This is a genomic window from Aerococcus sp. HMSC10H05 (assembly GCF_001806975.1).
In the GTDB taxonomy this organism is placed as follows: Bacteria; Bacillota; Bacilli; order Lactobacillales; family Aerococcaceae; genus Aerococcus; species Aerococcus viridans_B.
In genome coordinates this window covers 1-3,004 of sequence record NZ_KV786974.1, presented here as the reverse complement: position 1 = coordinate 3,004, position 3,004 = coordinate 1, and the positions used below count along the sequence as shown (strand labels likewise).

The 3,004-nt window shown below is 38.8% G+C and carries 1 protein-coding gene and 1 pseudogene; one reads left to right on the top strand and one right to left on the bottom strand.

Translation table 11 applies throughout. From position 1 onward, the window contains the following. Positions 1-379 precede the first annotated feature (379 nt). A pseudogene (locus HMPREF3116_RS03555) lies at positions 380-1,782 on the bottom strand (MFS transporter). Positions 1,783-2,047: 265 nt separating this feature from the next. On the opposite strand from HMPREF3116_RS03555, the gene HMPREF3116_RS03550 reads away from it, so the two are divergent. Continuing rightward, entirely contained in the window at positions 2,048-2,974 is a 927-nt protein-coding gene (locus HMPREF3116_RS03550; RefSeq protein ID WP_070467825.1) for a VOC family protein, read from the top strand. The last annotated feature ends 30 nt before the right edge of the window (positions 2,975-3,004 follow it).

Here is a 3,004-nt window from a genome sequence, read left to right as displayed (position 1 = left end):
GGTTCCTTTCTTGGCGTCGACGCTCACACCCTTTTTAGTCGGGCTCGCTTTGGCAATCCGGTCTCCACTTCAGAAATACTTGCTGCAAGTAAACTTGCTACGGCATATTCCTTCCAGTGTTACCTGCCTGAGCGCCAAAGCTCACACCCTTTTTCTTAGTCGAGTTCGTTCGACCAGCTCAAGTCCTCTTCAGATTAGTTTTTGACACACCTTGTGTGTCACGCACTAATCTTCCAGAGTTGTTGAGCTTAACGGTCTCACTCACATCCTTTTTCTTAGTATATCAAATTCTGTCTTTTATTTGTGAAGACAATTGATGTTCTTATTGGTTTTGTCTTGTTTGTTCATCAATTGTTTTCTTTGATATTCATATGTTCAACTAGCCGTTATCAATTGTATGACCTAAGTCTTTTTGCATTTTATGATAATCTTCTTTTGAGATGTTAAATACCAATAAGTAAGCTATGAATACTAATCCAAAGCCAAACAAAGGAAATAGAATGGACATGTTATAGATAGCATTCACATTTGATGCGGTCCAAGTTGATGCGTTATTAAGTGCCAATGAAGGTGCTGCAAAGGCAATTAATAACGGTACAGCGGCAGATGAGAAGGCGGTCCCGATCTTACGACAGAAGATATATGAAGAATATAATGCGCCATCTGAACGGAAACCTTGTTTCCATTCATTATAGTCACTGGCATCTGAAATCATGACCATGATAACAGTTGGAAACCAAATGTAAACATATTCGCTAAGGCCATTAAAGCAATCCAAATATATACATTTTCTACTGGAAATAATAACATTGCGCCATAAATTACCAAACTAGCGATTAATGGCACGATGATGACTTGGCGTTTACCAAATTTACGAACTAGCGGTGTAATCAATAAAGCGCCGATTGCCAAGGGGGCAATTTCAGTTAAAGTAAACCAAGAGAATAATGCGCCATTGTTATATTTCACTTGTAAAGTCATTTGATGTAATTGTGATGCAGAATAAATAAATATCGTTTGTGCCGTACCTGCAATAATTTGTGCAATAAGGGCGCGGTTTGAACATAAAATTTTTAAGGTTTCCAGTATGGACGGTTGATTTTTGATTTGTTCTTGGTCGACTTGTATCCGTTCTTCTACATTTGAATATAGTAAAAAGAATGAAAGCAAAGCAACAATTCCCAAGCCTAGCATTACTGGAAACATGAGTTGCCCTTGAAATTGAGAAACAACTTGGCCCTCTACTCGCCTATCTTGGTATACAATGAGTGGAATCATGGCTACTGGTAATTTAGCCACCCCAGCCCCTATTGAACGGGCAGTAGATAGTTTCGCACGCCCATCAGAAGCATCTGTTATTACTGAGTTTAGGGTGCCATATGGAATATTCACTAAGGTATAAGTAAAATCCCAAGCAATGTATGAAATCGCGCAAATAGCTAATTTCACTCCATAGCTCATTGAACTGGTGTCAAAGTACATAAAAGCAGAAGTAATCGCGAGTAGAGGTCCTCCAATCAATATAAAAGCTTTATAACGATTTCCTTTAAAGGGTTTGATGCGGTCAGAAAAATAGCCAATTAATGGATCATTCACCGCATCAAAGACACGTGTCAAAATCATCAAGGCTGCAAAATGTGTCGCTTCTATACCAATATAAGACATATAAAAAATTGTCAGGTAATAAGTTACGACTGAGTAACTCAGATTACAACCAAAGTCTCCAAAAAAATAACCAATAATGTCACGGAAACCAAATGGACGTTTATCAGATGCTACCATCGTCATCGGATTTTCGTACGAGTCACTCATTCCATTCCTCCTGTAATTACCACGCGCTTTTTCTTCACATTGTCACAGTCTTATTCTAACAAATAAAATTAAATTTTTTGTTAATTATGATAACTTTACATCATCTTCACAATGCATCCGGCGAAAACGGGAATGCAATTACCATATACCACAATTTCACTTGATTCGAATCAGAAATAATGCTACACTTGCCTTGAGAATTATTTCGAATTAGAGATAAACGAGGAGGAGTATCATGATAGAAACTATTCAAAAACTACATCACATTTCAGCTATTGTCGGTGCCCCTAACCAAGTATTGAAATTTTATCGCGATATCCTAGGTTTACGTCTGGTTAAGAAAACTCTCAACTATGACGACCCTTATACTTATCATTTATATTTTGGCAATAATGAAGCTGATACTGGTACAATCATTACCTTCTTCCCATGGGAAAATGATCGCCTTGGTCAATTAGGCGATGGTCAAGTAGCGACGACTTCTTTTGCTATTCCAGACGGCAGTCTAGCCTTTTGGCAAGATCGTTTAAATGCTAAGGGTATCCCATTTTCTCGTGGTAGTCGTTTTGCGAATGAAACCATTCTAGTAAAAGATTTCCACAACTTAAATATTGAACTAGTTGAAAAGGATTGGGGTAAAGCCAATACCTACGCCGTTGACGACATAACATCTGAAACAGCTATCCGAGGCTTCGCTGGAGCAATCTTATATAGCCACCGTCCAAGTCATACGGTTGAACTATTCGATCAGATTTTTGGTTGGCACAAAATAGCCGAAGATGATCAATATATTCGCCTACAAGCGCCCGGTGACCACAAAGAATGGTTAGATATCCGAAAAACGTCCGATAGCTTTGGTAAGATGGAAATTGGCACTGTCCACCATATTGCTTTTGAAGTAGCGGACGAGGAGGTCTTGAAATATTGGCTTGAAATTGCTCAACAACGTGGATACCGCACAAGTGAGATCAAAGACCGCGACTACTTTAAATCCCTCTATTTCCGTGAGCGTGGTGGTATCTTAATTGAGTTAGCAACTGCTGGTCCTGGTTTTACTTGGAATGAAACAGTTGAAGAACTGGGTAGCCAATTATTCTATCCAGCGAAACATGATGCCGTTATTGCCCAAGTTAAAGCCAAATTACCCCCGCTAGATTTCTAATAAAGCCAGCTATAAAGATGTCAAGGAATA